Annotated in this window: 16 protein-coding genes; 12 read left to right on the top strand and 4 right to left on the bottom strand. The window is 74.4% G+C overall.

All coding sequences use genetic code 11. The features are described 5' to 3' along the window. Nucleotides 1–435: 435 nt before the first annotated feature. A complete protein-coding gene (mshA, locus tag AB0442_RS01370) occupies nt 436–1,716 on the top strand; it encodes a D-inositol-3-phosphate glycosyltransferase (RefSeq protein WP_363543524.1) in 1,281 nt (426 codons plus the stop codon). Between the two features lie 93 nt (nt 1,717–1,809). Then, the gene (locus AB0442_RS01365) at nt 1,810–2,361 is read left to right on the top strand and encodes a YbjN domain-containing protein (RefSeq protein ID WP_366159886.1); all 552 of its coding nucleotides are present in this window, start codon (nt 1,810–1,812) and stop codon (nt 2,359–2,361) included. Nucleotides 2,362–2,374: 13 nt separating this feature from the next. On the opposite strand, the gene AB0442_RS01360 is transcribed toward AB0442_RS01365, so the two are convergent. Beyond that, nucleotides 2,375–3,718: an MFS transporter gene (locus tag AB0442_RS01360; protein ID WP_366159885.1), complete on the bottom strand. Its 1,344-nt coding sequence runs from the start codon at nt 3,716–3,718 to the stop codon at nt 2,375–2,377. Between the two features lie 149 nt (nt 3,719–3,867). Between AB0442_RS01360 and AB0442_RS01355 the strand changes: the two genes are divergently transcribed. From AB0442_RS01355 to AB0442_RS01340, 4 genes are all read left to right on the top strand, one after another. After that, entirely contained in the window at nt 3,868–4,626 is a 759-nt protein-coding gene (locus AB0442_RS01355; RefSeq protein ID WP_366159884.1) for a phosphoglyceromutase, read from the top strand. Nucleotides 4,627–4,779: 153 nt separating this feature from the next. After that, a complete protein-coding gene (locus AB0442_RS01350; protein WP_366159883.1) occupies nt 4,780–5,181 on the top strand; it encodes a YciI family protein in 402 nt (133 codons plus the stop codon). Further along, nucleotides 5,178–6,437 carry a DUF6596 domain-containing protein gene (locus tag AB0442_RS01345; RefSeq protein ID WP_366159882.1) on the top strand — a complete coding sequence of 420 codons (1,260 nt, stop codon included), beginning with the start codon at nt 5,178–5,180 and terminating at the stop codon, nt 6,435–6,437. The genes AB0442_RS01350 and AB0442_RS01345 overlap by 4 nt, the downstream gene beginning before the upstream one ends. Before the next feature lie 205 nt (nt 6,438–6,642). Next, nucleotides 6,643–7,230, top strand: coding sequence for a lytic polysaccharide monooxygenase (locus tag AB0442_RS01340; protein ID WP_366159881.1), 588 nt, complete (start codon nt 6,643–6,645; stop codon nt 7,228–7,230). A 112-nt stretch (nt 7,231–7,342) separates the two neighbouring features. On the opposite strand, the gene AB0442_RS01335 is transcribed toward AB0442_RS01340, so the two are convergent. Together AB0442_RS01335 and phoU are read right to left on the bottom strand one after the other, a co-directional pair. After that, complete coding sequence (locus tag AB0442_RS01335; protein WP_366159880.1) at nt 7,343–7,525, bottom strand: hypothetical protein; 183 nt, start codon at nt 7,523–7,525, stop codon at nt 7,343–7,345. 225 nt (nt 7,526–7,750) lie between these two features. Continuing rightward, complete coding sequence (gene phoU, locus AB0442_RS01330; RefSeq protein ID WP_366159879.1) at nt 7,751–8,428, bottom strand: phosphate signaling complex protein PhoU; 678 nt, start codon at nt 8,426–8,428, stop codon at nt 7,751–7,753. A gap of 298 nt (nt 8,429–8,726) precedes the next feature. On the opposite strand from phoU, the gene AB0442_RS01325 reads away from it, so the two are divergent. After that, complete coding sequence (locus AB0442_RS01325) at nt 8,727–10,028, top strand: ATP-binding protein (RefSeq protein ID WP_366159878.1); 1,302 nt, start codon at nt 8,727–8,729, stop codon at nt 10,026–10,028. Beyond that, entirely contained in the window at nt 10,025–10,720 is a 696-nt protein-coding gene (locus AB0442_RS01320) for a response regulator transcription factor (RefSeq protein ID WP_366159877.1), read from the top strand. Before AB0442_RS01325 ends, AB0442_RS01320 begins: the two co-directional genes overlap by 4 nt. 91 nt (nt 10,721–10,811) lie before the next feature. On the opposite strand, the gene AB0442_RS01315 is transcribed toward AB0442_RS01320, so the two are convergent. After that, on the bottom strand, nt 10,812–11,474 hold the full coding sequence (locus AB0442_RS01315; protein ID WP_366159876.1) for a DUF461 domain-containing protein: 663 nt from the start codon (nt 11,472–11,474) through the stop codon (nt 10,812–10,814). Nucleotides 11,475–11,933: 459 nt separating this feature from the next. On the opposite strand from AB0442_RS01315, the gene AB0442_RS01310 reads away from it, so the two are divergent. The 4 genes from AB0442_RS01310 (at nt 11,934) to cysS (ending at nt 15,577) form a co-directional block, all read left to right on the top strand. Beyond that, nucleotides 11,934–12,416 (top strand): CarD family transcriptional regulator, encoded by a 483-nt coding sequence (locus AB0442_RS01310; RefSeq protein ID WP_014136563.1) that lies wholly within the window; start codon nt 11,934–11,936, stop codon nt 12,414–12,416. 308 nt (nt 12,417–12,724) lie between these two features. Beyond that, complete coding sequence (gene ispD / locus AB0442_RS01305) at nt 12,725–13,510, top strand: 2-C-methyl-D-erythritol 4-phosphate cytidylyltransferase (protein ID WP_366159875.1); 786 nt, start codon at nt 12,725–12,727, stop codon at nt 13,508–13,510. Then, nucleotides 13,500–14,027, top strand: coding sequence for a 2-C-methyl-D-erythritol 2,4-cyclodiphosphate synthase (gene ispF, locus AB0442_RS01300; RefSeq protein WP_366159874.1), 528 nt, complete (start codon nt 13,500–13,502; stop codon nt 14,025–14,027). The genes ispD and ispF overlap by 11 nt, the downstream gene beginning before the upstream one ends. 158 nt (nt 14,028–14,185) lie before the next feature. Continuing rightward, nucleotides 14,186–15,577 (top strand): cysteine--tRNA ligase, encoded by a 1,392-nt coding sequence (gene cysS, locus AB0442_RS01295; RefSeq protein WP_366159873.1) that lies wholly within the window; start codon nt 14,186–14,188, stop codon nt 15,575–15,577. Nucleotides 15,578–15,589: the final 12 nt, after the last annotated feature.

The following is a 15,589-nucleotide window of genomic DNA, read 5'->3' as shown; positions in this document are numbered from 1 at the left end:
CGGCCGTCCGGCCCCGGCCCGGAGCCCCGGCGTCGGATCCGGGCCGCGTGCGCCGGGCCACGGGCGCCCGGCCGTGGGCGCCTGACCACGGGTTCCGGCCGTGGCGGGCCCGCCGGCGGCCTCACCGGTCATCCGGGAATACCCGCCGCAGCTCCCCTGGTTGGCACACTGGACGTCCGTCCGCCCGGAACGACCGGTTCCGGGCGGCTGCGCGTCGGACGCGGACCGCCGCGGCCGGGCCCACCGCCCGCCGGGGCCCGTGACCCTGCCCGCACGACCGGATGCACCATCGACCGGGGAGCACGAGGAGGCTTCAGCCAGGTGACGCAGCACCCCGTACGCGCGGCCCGCCGCGAGCGGCTCGCGCAGCTGGGCACGGGCCCGGCGCAGACCGCCGGCACCGCCCCGTCGGCCCGTCGCGGCCGCCTCCAGGCGCTGATCGGCGGGCGGCCGCGGCGTCCGCGGCGGATCGCCATGCTGAGCGTCCACACCTCGCCGCTGCACCAGCCGGGCACCGGCGACGCCGGCGGCATGAACGTCTACATCGTGGAGCTCGCCAAGCGCCTCGCCGAGCTGGACATCGAGGTCGAGGTGTTCACCCGGGCGATCGCCTCCGACGACGCCCCGACCGTGCAGCTCGCCCCCGGCGTGCTCGTCCGCCACGTCACCGCCGGGCCGTACGAGGGCCTGGTCAAGGAGGACCTGCCGGCCCAGCTCTGCGCCTTCACTCACGGGGTGCTGCGCACCGAGGCGGGCCACCGCCCCGGCCACTACGACCTGGTGCACTCGCACTACTGGCTGTCCGGGCAGGTCGGCTGGCTGGCCGCGGAGCGCTGGGGCGTGCCGCTGGTGCACACCATGCACACCATGGCGAAGGTCAAGAACGCCTCGCTGGCCGAGGGCGACACCCCCGAGCCGGTCGCCCGGGTGATCGGCGAGACGCAGGTCGTGGAGGCCGCGGACCGGCTGATCGCCAACACCGCCGAGGAGGCGGCCGAGCTCTCGCACCACTACGACGCCCGCGGCGACCAGCTCGCGGTCGTCCACCCCGGCGTCAACCTGGACGTCTTCCGTCCCGGCAGCCGGTCGGCCGCCCGGGCCGCCCTCGGGCTGCCGCAGGACGCCGCGGTGCTGCTGTTCGCCGGCCGGATACAGCCGCTCAAGGCGCCCGACGTGCTGCTCCGCGCGGTCGCCGTGCTGCTGGCCCGGCGGCCCGAGCTGCGCGAGCGGCTGGTCGTCCCGGTGGTCGGCGGGCCGTCCGGCACCGGCCTCGCGAAGCCGGAGAGCCTGCACAAGCTGGCCGCCCAGCTCGGCATCTCGGACGTCGTCCGCTTCCACCCGCCGGTGGGCCAGGCGCGGCTCGCCGAGTGGTACCGCGCCGCGACCGCGTTGGTGATGCCCTCCTACAGCGAGTCCTTCGGCCTGGTCGCCCTGGAGGCGCAGGCCTGCGGCACCCCGGTGGTGGCGGCCGCGGTCGGCGGCCTGCCCGTCGCCGTCCGGGACGGCGTCACCGGCAGCCTGGTGCACGGCCACGACCCCGCCCGGTGGGCGGCGGCGCTGGAGCCGTACGCCACCGCCCCCGAGCTGGTGCGCGAGCGCGGCGCGGCGGCGGCCCGGCACGCGGCGGGGTTCGGCTGGGACACCGCGGCGGCCGCCACCGCGGAGGTCTACGCCCAGGCGATGGCCCGCCCGGCCGGCGGGCTCCGGCTCGCCTGAGGCACCGCACGGGGCGCCCGTCGCCCCGTGCCCGCCGGGTTTCCCCGCGCCCTTGCTGGGTGCCGGGCCGTACCGCCGAGTAGCGTCGACGTCATGGCATTCCGTACCAAGGACGAAGCGCTGACCCTGCTGCGCACCGCGCTCGACGAGGCCGGGGTGGGGTGGGAGCCGGCCGTGACCGACCCGTACACGCTGGTCGCGACGCTGCCCGGCACCCGCAAGCTGTCCACCACCTGCGCGCTGCGGGTGGGCGACCACACCCTGTCGGTCAACGCGTTCGTGATCCGCCGGCCGGACGAGAACCACGAGGCCGTCTACCGCTGGCTGCTGGAGCGCAACACCAGGCTGTACGGCGTCGCGTACGCCGTCGACCGGCTCGGCGACGTCTACCTCGCCGGGCGGCTGCCGCTGGAGGCGCTCACCCCGGACGCCGTCGACCGGCTGCTCGGCACCGTCCTGGACAACGCCGACGAGCCCTTCAACACCCTGCTGGAGCTGGGCTTCGCCACCGCGATCCGCCGCGAGTGGGAGTGGCGCACCAAGCGCGGCGAGTCCACCCGCAACCTCTCGGCCTTCGCCCACCTGGCCGGCCCGGCCGGCGACGGTCCCGTGGCGGACGCCCCCGGGCCGGTCGCGGCCGACTGAGCGGGACGGCCGGTCAGGCGCCCGCGGTGCTCGCGGCCGGCTCGGCGGCGACGGTGTCGGCCGCCCGGTCGGCCGCTGCCGGGGTCCCGGCAGCGGCCGGAGCCGCAGCCGGTGCGGGCCGCCGGCCGAGCAGCAGGAAGGCCCCCGCCGCGACCGTGCCGAAGACGGCGCAGGCACCCCAGACCGCCCGGCCGCCGGCGTGCTCCAGCAGGTAGCCGCCGGCCGCCGGGCCGACGAACGAGGCCAGCGACCAGGAGAGCGAGTAGACGCCCTGGTAGCGGCCGCGGGCCCGGGCCGGGGACAGCTCGGCGACCAGGCCCATCATGGTCGGCGCGGCCATGATCTCGCCGATCGTCCAGACCGCCACGGTGGCGGCGTAGAACCCGGCCGAGCCGCCGGCCAGCGCGGTCAGGCCGAAGCCCCAGCCGGTCAGCAGGGAGCTGGCGACCAGCAGACCCGTCCGGCTGCGGCCCTCCATCGCCCGGGTGAGCGGCAGCTGCAGCAGCACGATCAGCACGCCGTTGAGGCCGATGACCAGGCCGTACCGGGCCGCCGAGATGCCGGCCAGGCCCATGTCGACGGCCAGCGTGGTGCTGCCCTGCTGGGCGACCACGGCCAGCAGCAGGTTCACCGCCACCAGCGCCATGAACCGGCCGTCCCGGAAGACCGTGCCCAGGCCCGCCGGGGGCTCCGCCGCAACGGCGCCGGCCGCGGCCGCTCCCGCCGGTCGCTGCTCTGGACGGGACTCGGGGCGTGACTCGGGCCGGGACTCGGGGACGCGGACGAAGACCACCACCGCGCAGGCGAGCGTGGAGGCCGCGTCGATCAGGAACAGCGCGAGGTAGCCGTGCGCGGCGATCAGACCGGCCACCGCCGCGGAGACGCCGAAGCCGATGTTGATCGCCCAGTAGTTCAGCGAGTACGCCCGCACGCGGTGCTCGGCGGGGACGAGGTCGGCGATGATCGCCGAGATCGCCGGCCGGGAGGCGTTGCTCGCCAGGCCGACCAGGAAGGCCGTCACGGCGATCGCCACCCGGTCCTGGCAGAAGCCCAGGGCGGCGGTCGACACCGCGGTGCCGAGCTGCGCGGCCAGCAGGGTCGGCCGCCGGCCCCAGCGGTCGGCCAGCACCCCGCCGCCGACGGCGGCGATCGCCGAACCCAGGCCGAAGAGCGAGGCCACCAGGCCCGCGTAGGCGGGGGAGAAGCCGCGGTCGCCGGTGAGGTAGAGGGCCAAGAAGGTCACCACGAAGCCGCCGAGGCGGTTCACCAGGGTCGACGTCCAGAGCCACCAGAACCGGCGGGGCAGCCCGCCCACCGCCTGGGAGACGGTGCTGCGCAGGCGGACGGCGGCGGACATCGGCGGCTCCCGGGGCATGACCGACCGGCGCGCCCGGGAGGCGGGGTGGACCGCCCGGACGCTCGGTAAGTGGCACAAGTGGTAGCCGCACATTACCCGGGATGAGACGGTCCGACCAGCGGATAACCGGCTCCTCTAAACTGGCGCCCATGGCTGACACGACCTACCGACTCATCCTGCTCCGCCACGGCGAGAGCCAGTGGAACCAGAAGAACCTCTTCACCGGATGGGTCGACGTCGACCTCAACGAGAAGGGCGAGAAGGAGGCCGCCCGCGGCGGCGAGCTCCTCCTCTCCGAGGGGATCCTCCCCGACGTGGTGCACACCTCCCTCCTGCGCCGCGCCATCCGCACCTCCCAGATCGCGCTCGACAAGGCCGACCGCCACTGGATCCCGGTCCACCGCAGCTGGCGCCTCAACGAGCGCCACTACGGCGCCCTGCAGGGCAAGGACAAGGCCCAGACCCTCGCCGAGTTCGGCGAGGACCAGTTCCAGCTGTGGCGCCGCTCCTACGACACCCCGCCGCCCGCGCTCGCCGACGACGCCGAGTACTCGCAGGCCGGAGACGCCCGCTACGCCGAGATCCCGAGCGAGATGCGTCCGCGCACCGAGTGCCTCAAGGACGTCGTCGAGCGCATGCTCCCCTACTGGTACGACGCGATCGTCCCGGACCTCGCCGCCGGCAACACCGTCCTGGTGACCGCCCACGGCAACAGCCTGCGCGCCCTGGTCAAGCACCTGGACGGCATCTCCGACGCCGACATCGCCGGCCTGAACATCCCCACCGGCATCCCGCTCGTCTACGAGCTCGACGCCGACTTCAAGCCGGTCACCCCCGGTGGCCGCTACCTCGACCCGGAGGCCGCGGCCGCCGCCATCGAGGCCGTGAAGAACCAGGGCAAGAAGTAACAGCCCCACGCCATCGGCCCCCCGTCCGGCGCTTCCCGCGCCGGGCGGGGGGCCGATCCGCGTCCTCGGCCGGGTCGGTGTAGAGAACCGGGTGACGGCTCCGTCCACGGAGCGGGTGCGCCACCGCGGCGCGCCGAAGAGCGAGGAGTCCACGTGCCGAAGTACCTGCTGATGGTCAACCACGACGGCGGAGCGTTCGAGGAGCCCATGGACCGGTGGGCCCCGGGCGACGTCGCGGCGCACTTCGACTACTACGCGGCGCTGACCGAGGAACTGGTCGCGAGCGGGGAGATGGTGCAGTTCACGCCGCTCGCCGACCCGCGGCTGGCCAGGATCGTGCGCTCGGACGGGGCCTCGGCCCCGGTGGTGACCGACGGCCCCTTCCCGGAGTCCAAGGAGGTGCTGGCCGGGTTCAACCTCGTCGAGGTGGAGTCCGAGGCCCGTGCCCTGGAGATCGCCGCCAGGATCTCGGCGGTGCCCGGACCCGGCGGGGTGCCCACGCAGCAGCCGGTCGAGGTGCGCCAGGTGATGACCGACGCGGCGTTCGACCTGTGACCGACCGGCCCGTCGTCGAGGACCTGCTGCGCTCGCTGGCGCCGCAGGTCCTCGGCGTGCTGACCCGGCGGTGGGGCGACTTCTGCGCCTGCGAGGACGCCGTCCAGGAGGCCTTGATCGCCGCCGCCCGGCACTGGCCCGCGGACGGCGTCCCGGACAATCCGCGCGGCTGGCTGCTGCGGACCGCCGAGCGCCGCCGCACCGACCTGATGCGCAGCGAGGCGGCCCGGCGGCGGCGCGAGGAGCACGTGGCGCGGGAGCCGGCCGCGGCGCAGGCACCGGCGGCCGACGACTCCCTGGCCCTGCTGTTCATGTGCTGCCACCCGGCGCTCACGCCCGCCTCGGCGATCGCCCTGACGCTGCGGGCGGTCGGCGGCCTGACGACCGCCCAGATCGCGGCCGCCCACCTCGTCCCCGAGGCGACGATGGCGCAGCGCATCAGCCGGGCAAAGCAACGGCTCAAGGGGTCCTCGACGGTGTTCGACGTGCCGGAGCCGGGCGCGTCGGACCGGCCGGAGCGGCTCCGTCGGGTGCTCCACGTGCTGTACCTGATGTTCAACGAGGGCTACACCGCCTCCGGCGGGCCCGTCCTGCACCGGGCCGACCTGACCGGCGAGGCCGTCCGGCTGGCCCGGGAGCTGCACCGGAGCCTGCCGGCCGACGGCGAGACGACCGGGCTGCTGGCACTGATGCTGCTGACCGAGGCCCGCCGGCCGGCCCGCACCGGCCCGCACGGCGAGCTCGTCCCGCTGGACCGGCAGGACCGCACCCGCTGGGACCGCGACCTGATCGCCGAAGGCACCGCGCTGCTCAGGGGCTCCTTCGGCCACCGGGGGCGGCCGGGCGAGTACCGGCTGCTGGCCGCCGTCGCGGCCGTCCACGACGCGGCCGCCCGCGCCGAGGACACCGACTGGCCGCAGATCCTCGGTCTGTACGGACTGCTGGAGCAGGTGGCCGGCAGCCCGCTGGTCACGCTCAACCGGGCGGTCGCCCTCGCCATGGTCAACGGTCCGGCCGCCGCCCTGGAGCTGATCGACGGACTCGACGCGGAGGGCGGGCCGCTCGCCGGCCACCACCGGGTGCACGCCGTGCGGGCCCACCTGCTGGAGACGGCGGGCGACACGGCGGGCGCGCTGGACTCGTACCGTACGGCGGCGGCCCGGACGACCAGCACGCCGGAGCGGCGCTACCTCACCGCCCGGGCCGCGCAGCTGCACGGGCGGGCCGCGGAGGGGCCGCCCGGCCGCGAGGGGTGAACCCGCCGCCGGCGGCAATCCGCCGACGCTCCGTCAGTCCGCCTGCGCCGCAGACTGGTTCAGACCATTGACGGGGCGGGCGGCCGCTCCTAGCGTGGTGGTCCACACCTGGCGCGAGCACGCCAAACCCCATGCCGCGCGCTGCCCGCCGGGGCCTTCCCTGCACGCACACGCACACTCCATCCACCCCCACGGAGGGAGCACCATGCGCAAGCGTCACGTCCTGGCGGCCGCGGCCGCCGCCGCGGCCGTCCCCCTGGCCACCGCGATCCCCGCGTACTCGCACGCCTGGATCACCACCCCGCCGAGCCGGGCCGCCCTGTGCGCCGCCGGCACCGTGAAGAACTGCGGCGACATCCAGTGGGAGCCGCAGAGCGTCGAAGGGCCGAAGGGGTTCCCGGCCCAGGGCCCGGCCGACGGCACCCTCTGCGCGGGCGGCAACAGCCGCTTCGCCCCACTCGACGACCCGCGCGGCGGGGCCTGGCCGGCCACCCGGGTGAGCGCCGGCCAGCGGCTGACCTTCACCTGGAAGTTCACCGCCCGGCACGCCACCACGCAGTTCCGCTATTACCTCACCAAGCCGGGCTACAACGCGGGCAGCAAGGTGACCCGGGCGAACCTGGACAGCACGCCCTTCCTCACCGTCCCCTACAACGGCGCGCAGCCGCCCGCCACGCTGAGCCACACCGCGACCCTGCCCTCCGGCCGCACCGGCCACCAGGTGGTCCTGGCGATCTGGGACGTCGCGGACACCGGCAACGCCTTCTACCAGTGCATGGACGTCACCTTCTAGGCGTCCGGCCCGATCCGCCCCGGCACGGCGACGCCCCGGCACGGCGACGCCCCGGCACGGCGACGCCCCGGCCGGACGGTGCAGCAGCGCCGTCCGGCCGGGGCGTCCGGCGTCAGTGGCCGCCGCCGCAGCAGCCGCCGTCCGCGCCGCCGCACTGGCAGGGGGCACCGGACTGGCAGCCGCAGCCGCACCCCGGCCCGCAGCCGCAGCCCGCGGCGACGACCGGCAGCAGCTTCACGGAGGGCGGCGCGGCGGGTCCCGCCGCGGCCGTGGTCGGGTTCTGGTCAGCCTTCATCGCGGTCGGGTCCTCCTCATCGACGGCTGTCGACGGCAGTCGACGGCACACCACAGCACGCCGCAGCACCCGCCGGCATGCCCAGAACGAGTGAAAACCGGTCCCGGACGGGGCGTCAACGGGCGCGCGGAGGTAGGGCGCCCGCGCACGCGTGCGCCCCCGGCCGACGCGCCCCCGCCGCCGGTCCCGTTCCCGGGCCCGCCGAACCTCGTCCGCGTCCGCGGATCACTCGGCCTGCAGGGCCGCCTCCGCCGCGAACTCGTCCGCGTGCTCGCCGGTCACCAGGAAGACCACGCGCTTGGCCACCGACACCGCGTGGTCCGCGAACCGCTCGTAGTAGCGGCCCACCAGGGTCACGTCGACCGCGGTCTCGATGCCGTGCTGCCAGCGGTCGTCCAGCAGGTGCGAGAACAGCTCGCGGTGCAGGGCGTCGATCGCGTCGTCGTCCCGCTCCAGCTCCAGGGCGGCGTTGGCGTCCTTGGTGGAGATCACCAGGCCGGCCTTGGCGACCAGGCGCTGGGCGAGCTGCCCCATCTCCAGCACGATCGGGTGCAGGTCGTTCGGCACCGCCGACGCGGGGTAGCGCAGCCGGGCCACCTTGGCCACGTGCCGGGCCAGGTCGCCGCATCGCTCCAGGTCCGCGCTCATGCGCAGGCTGGTGACCACGATGCGCAGGTCGGTCGCGACGGGCTGCTGCCGGGCCAGCAGGTCGATGGCCCGGTTCTCCAGGTCGTGGTGGAGGTCGTTGACCTTCTCGTCGGCGGCGATCACGCTCTCCGCCAGGGCCAGGTCCGCGTCGAGCAGCGCGGTGGTGGCCCGGCCCATGGCCGAGCCGACCAGCCGGGCGAGCTCGACCAGGCCGTCGCTGATCGAGTCGAGTTCCTCGTGGTACTGGTCGCGCATGCTCTCTCCTCCTGGCCGCCCGTCCCCCCGCAAGAAGGGTCGGCCGGTCCGTCAGTAGCTCTGTCGGTGGCGGTGCCGACCGGTCCGTCCGGAAGGGACGGCCGCTGCTGGTGGCGCGAATGGTAGCCGCGTCACCGCCCGCACGGGCTTGCTTGACCACACTGGGCCGCCCGGGCGACCGCGCACGACCCCCGCAGTGAACCGGCGAAGGACTGAAGGTGAATTCTCGGCAACGTGCGGCCGAGCCCTTGATCGCACCCTTGGGGAGCGTGCCCGACCTGCGCTTAGGCTGAGTGGCATGGACGTGAATGTGGCCACCGCCGCTGCCTGCGCCATAGCCGGGCTCGGCGTCGGTCTCACGGCCGCCATCGCCTTCCGCTGGAGCGAGCGCGAGCAGGCCCGCGGCGCCTCCCCCCGGGGCGGCTCCGCCGGCAGGACCGGAGGCAGCGGGCTCCTGGCGTACGAACCCCCGTTGCCGGCAGGCGTGGACACGGTGCTCTCCGTGCTGCGCTCCTGCGCGATCGTGCTCGGCGAGGGCGACGAGGTGGTCAAGGCCAGCTCCGCCGCCTACGCGATGGGGCTGGTCCGCGGCGGTGCGGTGGCCGTGGAGCAGATGCTCTCGCTGGCCCGGGCGACCCGCCGCGACGGCGAGATCCGCCAGGTCGAACTGGAGGTGCCCCGCCCCGGCGGGGCACGCGCGGCCGATCCGCTGGCCGTCTCCGTCCGGGTCGCCCCGCTGGGCTCCCGGCTGGTCCTCGTCCTGGTCGAGGACCTGACCGAGCGGCGCCGGATCGAGGCGATCCGCCGCGACTTCGTGGCCAACGTCTCGCACGAGCTCAAGACCCCGGTCGGCGCGCTCTCGCTGCTCTCCGAGGCCGTCGCGGACGCCTCCGACGACCCGGAGGCCGTCCAGCGCTTCGCCGGCCGGATGCAGATCGAGGCGACCCGGTTGGCCAGCCTCGTCCAGGAGATCATCGACCTGTCCCGGGTCCAGGACGACCAGCTGCTGGTCGACCCCGAGCCCGTCCCGGTCGACGAGCTGATCGCCGAGGCGATCGACCGCTGCCGCCAGCCCGCCGCCGCCAAGCAGATCCTGATCGCCGCGGGCGGCACCGGCGGCCTCTACCTGCACGGCAACCGCGGCCAGCTCGCGGCCGCGCTCGGCAACCTCGTGGAGAACGCCGTCAACTACAGCCCGCCGCGGACCCGGGTGGCCATCGCCACCCGCCGCATCTCCAGCGCCGCCGCCCTCGGCGAGGCCGACGGCGAGCTGATCGAGATCTCGGTGACCGACCAGGGCATCGGCATCTCGGAGAAGGACCGCGAGCGGATCTTCGAACGCTTCTACCGGGTGGACCCGGCCCGGTCAAGGGCCACCGGCGGAACCGGCCTCGGCCTCTCCATCGTCAAGCACGTCGCGGCCTCCCACCGCGGCACCGTGGCGGTGTGGAGCGTCGAGGGCCAGGGATCCACCTTCACCCTGCGGCTCCCGGCCGGGCAGGTGCCCGCCGGCGGCCGCGCTACCGTCCCGCCGACCGAGGCGGACGAGACCGACACCACAGCACCAACCCCCCTTCCTGCCCCGGAGGCCCGATCGTGACCCGAGTACTGGTGGTCGAGGACGAGGAGTCGTTCAGCGACGCCCTCTCGTACATGCTCCGCAAGGAGGGATTCGAGGTGGCCGTGGCCGCCACCGGCCCCGACGCCCTGGAGCAGTTCGAGCGCAACGGCGCCGACCTGGTCCTGCTCGACCTGATGCTGCCGGGCCTGCCGGGCACCGAGGTCTGCCGCCAGCTGCGCGTCCGCTCCAACGTGCCGGTGATCATGGTCACCGCCAAGGACAGCGAGATCGACAAGGTCGTCGGTCTGGAGATAGGTGCGGACGACTACGTCACCAAGCCCTACTCCACCCGTGAGCTGGTCGCCCGCATCCGCGCGGTGCTCCGCCGCCGCGGCGAGGACGGCAACGGCAGCGGCGACGGCAGCGGCCCGGGCGCGCTGGAGGCCGGCCCCGTCCGGATGGACGTCGACCGGCACGTGGTGACGGTGGACGGCGCCAAGGTCGACCTGCCGCTCAAGGAGTTCGACCTGCTGGAGATGCTGCTCCGCAACGCCGGCCGGGTGCTCACCCGCATGCAGCTGATCGACCGGGTCTGGGGCGCGGACTACGTCGGCGACACCAAGACCCTGGACGTCCACGTCAAGCGGCTGCGCGCCAAGATCGAGCCGGACCCGGGCGCGCCGCGCTACCTGGTCACCGTCCGCGGCCTGGGCTACAAGTTCGAGCCGTAGGCCGGCCCGGGCCGACCGGCCCCGTGACGCCGACGGCCGAGGGCCCCGCTCCGTGCGGGGCCCTCGGCCGTGGTGGCCGGTGCGCCGGGGCTCAGTGCGCCGAGGCGCTCGCCGTCGCGGTGGCCGAGCCGGTCGCCGTGGCCGAGGGCGAGCCCGAGGCGGGGGCGGAGGGCGAGCCGGTGGCGGTGGCGGTGGCCGAGGCGCTCGCGGAGGCCGACGGCTTGGCGCTCACCTCGGGCGCCTTCGGGCCGAACGAGGCGTACAGGCCCTCGGCCGGCACGACGCCGACCGGCAGGCCGACCTTGCCCGCGGTCTTGAAGGTGAAGTCGGTGTCGGCGTAGCCGCCGAGCGGGAGCTTCGCCGAGGACAGGTGGACGGCGGGCTGGCCCTCGCCGCCGATCAGCACGGAGCCGCCGGCCGGGATGGTGATCTCGGACACCTCGGCGCCCTTGGCGTCGGTGAAGGTGGCGTTGCCGGCGCCCTCGACCGACACGGACTGCAGGACCTCGGGGGCCGAGCCGGTGTTGGCGATGTTGACCGTCAGGTTGACCGGGCCGGCCTCGTCCGAGGAAGCACCCTTGGCGGTCACCAGCAGCACGTTGTTGAGGCGCAGGTTCTGGCCGACCGAGGTCGCCGCGTTGTCCGGCTTGATCTGCAGGGTCTCCGCCTGGTTGCCGGCCGCGCAGGCGGACAGCGGCAGAACAGCGGCGAGGACGATGGCGGCGACCGCGCCGCGTCGAAGGCTCCGGCTCACGGCGGCGGCTTCTCCTTGGGTGTGGATCACGGATGTGGATCACGTGGGGTGGTCAGCGATCAGACTACCGACCGCTTACGCCCGCCTCCCACGGGGTGGCCCCGTGTCGCGGTCCTCCGTCCGTGCGCACCCGCAGCACGCCGCCGCGGCGATCCCGGACGTCCACGAACCGGCGCAGGTCGCACGGGTCCCACCGGGAAGGTCGCCGGATAACGGTTCGGACACGGCGACGGATCGGACGAAAACTCAAGATCCAATCATGGTTTCGGCGGTGTTGCCAGAGGTTTCGCCGAGCTGTCGAACCGCCTCCGACCTGCGGGAAGCTCTCCTCGAACACCGGTCGCAGCACGTCATGGGGGTGGTTGTCAAGCCCTGAGACCTGCCCTGACCTGCGAAAACGCCCTTCGGGTGCGCCGAGAAGCGTGTTATTCTGGAAAGCCACGGAAGGGGTCCTGTCACATGACGTTCAAGGTTGGCGACACGGTGGTCTACCCCCATCACGGGGCCGCGCTGATCGAGGCCATCGAAACTCGCCAGATCAAAGGTGTGGACAAGACCTACCTGGTGCTCAAGGTGCAGCAGGGAGACCTGACACTGCGTGTGCCCGCCGAGAACGCGGAGTTCGTCGGCGTGCGCGACGTGGTCGGTCAGGAAGGTCTCGACCGGGTCTTCGAGGTGCTGCGTGCGCCGTACACCGAGGAGCCCACCAACTGGTCGCGTCGCTACAAGGCGAATCTCGAGAAGCTCGCCTCGGGCGATGTCATCAAGGTCGCCGAGGTCGTCCGCGACCTGTGGCGCCGCGAGCGTGAGCGCGGCCTGTCGGCCGGCGAGAAGCGGATGCTCGCCAAGGCTCGCCAGATCCTGGTCAGCGAACTCGCGCTGGCCGAGAACACCAACGAGGACAAGGCGGAGACGCTGCTCGACGAGGTCCTCGCCTCCTAAGCGGCTTCGCAACGCCCAGCGCCCGATGCCGGTGCGCGATCCCGGTCACACCGCTGTCCGGGTCGGTCTCCGGCACCTCGGGCGCTTCGGCGTGCCCGCCCGCGGTACAGCCGGGCATCCGGCCACGGGTACCGGCCACATGACGGCGCGTTCGGCGGGCCCGCGCGCCCGTCGTGCGGACGCCCCGCACGGGCCGACGCACCCCGGTCGCACGCCGGCCCTGCGCGCGGGGGTGTCGGACTCGTCGGAGCGGTTTGGCTAACGTGCAGTCGGAAGGGGTCCGTCGCGTACGCCGTGCGGCGCACGCCATGGCCATACCCACTTCGCCGAAGGAGCGAAACCTGAACGGGTCAGCAGCAGTTGCAGCGGCGGTGGTGCCCGCCGCCGGGCGCGGGGAACGGTTGGGGCCCGGCGCCCCGAAGGCCCTCCGCGAACTCGGCGGGGTGCCCCTGCTGGTCCACGCCGTCCGGGCGCTGGCCCGCAGCCGGGCGATCGGCCTGGTCGTGGTCGCCGCCCCGCCGGACGGGGTCGCCGAGGTGGTCGCCCTGCTCGGCAGCCACGGCCTCGACGGCAAGGACGTCCGCGTGGTCGCCGGCGGCGCCACCCGGCAGGAGTCCGTCCGGCTCGGACTCGCGGCCATCCCCGAGGAGGTCGAGGCGGTGCTGGTGCACGACGCGGCCCGGCCGCTCGTCCCGGTCGAGGTGGTGGACGCCGTCGCCGCCGCCGTCCGCGCCGGGGCCGACGCCGTCGTCCCCGCCGTGCCGCTCGCCGACACCGTCAAGCGGGTCGACCCGCAGGAGCCCGGCGTGCCCGAGCCGGTGCTGGAGACCCCGGACCGCTCCGCGCTGCGCGCCGTGCAGACCCCGCAGGGCTTCCGCCGCTCGGTGCTGCACGAGGTGCACGAGAAGGCGGTCGCCGAGGAGTCGGCCGGCGGCCTCCCGCCGGTCACCGACGACGCCGGACTGGTCGAACGCTTCGGCGGCCGGGTCGTCGTGGTGCCCGGCCACGAGGAGGCGTTCAAGGTCACCCGTCCGCTGGACCTCGTGCTCGCCGAGGCCGTGCTCGCCCGCAGGAGGGCCTCCGATGGTTTCTGACCCCACCGGCGCCGCCGGCTCCGCCACCCCGGCCGCTCCCGTCATGCCGCTGGTCGGCATCGGCACCGACGTGCACGCCTTCGAGGCGGGCCGCCCGCTGCGGGTCGCCGGACTCGACTGGCCGGACGCCGGTGACGGCCTGGCCGGGCACTCGGACGCCGACGTCGCCGCGCACGCCGCCTGCGACGCGCTGTTCTCCGCCGCCGGCCTCGGCGACCTCGGCGCGCACTTCGGCACCGACCGCCCGGAGTGGTCCGGCGCAGCCGGCACCGCCCTGCTCGCGGAGGCCGCCCGGATCGTCCGCGCCGCCGGCTTCGAGATCGGCAACGTGGCGATCCAGGTGATCGGCGTCCGTCCGAAGATCGGCAAGCGCCGCGCCGAGGCGCAGGCCGCGCTCTCGGCCGCGGTCGGCGCCCCGGTCGCCGTCTCCGGCACCACCACCGACGGCCTCGGCCTGACCGGCCGCGCCGAGGGCCTGGCCGCGATCGCCACCGCCCTGGTGTACCGGACCTCCTGACGTCCCGCCGGTCCGCCCGGCCCGCCGCCCTGACGGCCCGTCCGCCGGGGCGGCCCGCCCGGGCACGGGCCGGCGGGCCCCGGAACCGCTGCGGCGGCGGGAGTCCCGCGCCCGTATAGGTGGCGGGGCACCCCCGTGGGCCCACTACGCTTGACGCTGTGACCCTTCGCCTGTACGACACCAACACCCGCCAGGTACGCGACTTCGTCCCGCTTGTACCGGGCTGTGTCTCGATCTACCTGTGCGGTGCCACCGTGCAGGCCCCGCCCCACATCGGGCACATCCGGTCCGGCCTCAACTTCGACGTGATGCGCCGGTGGTTGGGCTACCGCGGCTACGACGTCACCTTCGTGCGCAACGTCACCGACATCGACGACAAGGTGATCGCCAAGAGCCGTGAGTTCGGCATCCCCTGGTGGCAGATCGCGTACGCCAACGAGCGGGCGTTCAACGACGGCTACGCCGCCCTCGGCTGCCTGCCGCCCACCGTCGAGCCGCGGGCCACCGGCCACGTGCCCGAGATGATCGAGATGATGCGCGGCCTGATCGAGCGCGGCCACGCCTACGCCTCCGAGGGCAACGTCTACTTCGACGTGAAGTCCTACCCGGACTACCTGGAGCTCTCCAACCAGCAGCTGGAGAACCTCCTGCAGCCGGAGGGCGAGGGCGAGACCGGCAAGCGGGACGCCCGCGACTTCGCCATGTGGAAGCGGGCCAAGGAGGGCGAGCCCAGCTGGGAGACCCCCTGGGGCCGCGGCCGCCCCGGCTGGCACCTGGAGTGCTCGGCCATGGCGCACAAGTACCTCGGCCGGGCCTTCGACATCCACGGCGGCGGGATCGACCTGATCTTCCCGCACCACGAGAACGAGATCGCGCAGTCCAAGGCCTACGGCGACGACTTCGCGGCGTTCTGGGTGCACAACGCCTGGGTCACCATGAGCGGCGAGAAGATGAGCAAGTCGCTCGGCAACTCGGTGCTGGTCTCCGACATGGTGCAGCGCTGGCGCCCGATCGTGCTCCGCTACTACCTGGCCTCCCCGCACTACCGCTCGATGATCGAGTACAGCGAGGAGTCGCTGCGCGAGGCCGAGACCGCCTTCGCCCGCATCGAGGGCTTCGTCGAGCGGGCCGTCGAGCGCTGCGGCGCGGTCGACCCGGCCCCCGAGGTCCCGCTCGCCTTCGCCGAGGCGATGGACGACGACCTCGGGGTCCCGCAGGCCCTCGCGGTGCTGCACACCGCCGTCCGCCAGGGCAACAGCGCGCTGACCGCGGACGACAAGGACAGCGCGGTGGCGCGGCTCGCCGAGGTCCGTGCGATGCTCGGAGTGCTGGGCCTCGACCCGCTCGACGACTTCTGGGCCGGCGGCAGCCGCGGCGACGACCTGCACGGCGTGGTCGACTCGCTCGTCCGGCTCGTCCTGGACCAGCGCCAGGCGGCCCGGGACCGCAAGGACTACGCCACCGCGGACGCCATCCGCGACCAGCTCGGGCTGGCCGGGCTGGCGATCGAGGACACCCCGTCCGGCCCCCGCTGGACGGTCAACCAGTAGATCCCGCCCACG

The sequence above is a fragment of the Kitasatospora sp. NPDC085895 genome (assembly GCF_040702125.1).
GTDB lineage: Bacteria > Actinomycetota > Actinomycetes > Streptomycetales > Streptomycetaceae > Kitasatospora > Kitasatospora arboriphila.
The sequence above is the reverse complement of the archived record's forward strand: the minus strand, read 5'-3'. Positions and strand labels throughout refer to the sequence as shown.

What these genes read in the sequence shown, in the direction of transcription:
- AB0442_RS01325 (WP_366159878.1), top strand. Translation starts at nt 8,727, where the DNA reads ATGGACGTGAATGTGGCCACCGCCGCTGCCTGCGCCATAGCCGGGCTC.
- AB0442_RS01360 (WP_366159885.1), bottom strand. Translation starts at nt 3,718, where the DNA reads ATGTCCGCCGCCGTCCGCCTGCGCAGCACCGTCTCCCAGGCGGTGGGC.
- AB0442_RS01340 (WP_366159881.1), top strand. Translation starts at nt 6,643, where the DNA reads ATGCGCAAGCGTCACGTCCTGGCGGCCGCGGCCGCCGCCGCGGCCGTC.
- AB0442_RS01355 (WP_366159884.1), top strand. Translation starts at nt 3,868, where the DNA reads ATGGCTGACACGACCTACCGACTCATCCTGCTCCGCCACGGCGAGAGC.
- ispD (WP_366159875.1), top strand. Translation starts at nt 12,725, where the DNA reads ATGGCCATACCCACTTCGCCGAAGGAGCGAAACCTGAACGGGTCAGCA.
- AB0442_RS01310 (WP_014136563.1), top strand. Translation starts at nt 11,934, where the DNA reads ATGACGTTCAAGGTTGGCGACACGGTGGTCTACCCCCATCACGGGGCC.
- AB0442_RS01365 (WP_366159886.1), top strand. Translation starts at nt 1,810, where the DNA reads ATGGCATTCCGTACCAAGGACGAAGCGCTGACCCTGCTGCGCACCGCG.
- phoU (WP_366159879.1), bottom strand. Translation starts at nt 8,428, where the DNA reads ATGCGCGACCAGTACCACGAGGAACTCGACTCGATCAGCGACGGCCTG.
- ispF (WP_366159874.1), top strand. Translation starts at nt 13,500, where the DNA reads ATGGTTTCTGACCCCACCGGCGCCGCCGGCTCCGCCACCCCGGCCGCT.
- AB0442_RS01335 (WP_366159880.1), bottom strand. Translation starts at nt 7,525, where the DNA reads ATGAAGGCTGACCAGAACCCGACCACGGCCGCGGCGGGACCCGCCGCG.